This window comes from Methylorubrum subtropicum (genome assembly GCF_038442325.1).
In the GTDB taxonomy this organism is placed as follows: domain Bacteria; phylum Pseudomonadota; class Alphaproteobacteria; order Rhizobiales; family Beijerinckiaceae; genus Methylobacterium; species Methylobacterium subtropicum.
The window spans coordinates 1-540 of the sequence record NZ_JBBXMW010000058.1 but is presented as its reverse complement, the minus strand read 5'-3'; the positions used below and the strand labels follow the sequence as shown (position 1 = coordinate 540).

At 66.1% G+C, this 540-nt stretch carries 1 pseudogene; it reads right to left on the bottom strand.

Going from position 1 to position 540, the window contains the following annotated elements:
• Positions 1-501: pseudogene (locus AAHG03_RS27050) on the bottom strand (IS5 family transposase); the annotation flags it as partial.
• Between the last annotated feature and the right edge of the window lie 39 nt (positions 502-540).

Genomic DNA, 540 nt, shown 5'->3' with positions numbered 1-540 from the left:
CCCCCAGAAGGGTCTGCCCCGGTCCCAGATCGCCGAGCATGTCGTCGGCCGCTCGACCGTCGTGCGCTTGGCCTTCCGTGATCTTGAGCGCGATGGGCCGGCCCTCGGCATCCACCAGCGCGTGGATCTTGCTCGTCAGGCCGCCCCGTGAGCGACCCATGCCACGGGATCGGTCGTCTTTTTTTTGGCGCAGCCGGCGTGCTGATGGACCCGCACGCTGGTGGCGTCGATCATCTGCAGGTCGCCCTCGTAAGCCTCTGACACAGCTTTCAAAAGGCGATCCCAGATCCCACGCTTGCGCCAGCGCCGGAAGCGGTTGCTGCATGTCGTGTGCGGGCCATAGCGTGCCGGAATGTCAGCCCAAGGCGCCCCGGTGCGCAGACGCCAGAAGATCCCGTTCAGCACCCGCCGGTCGTCCGCCCGTTCTTTGCCACGCACGTCCGTCGGCAGAACCGGCTCGATCGCTGCCCACTCCGCGTCCGTCAGATCAAACCGTGCCATTCACGATCCTCCATGGCTGGAGGACCAACGATCAGCGTG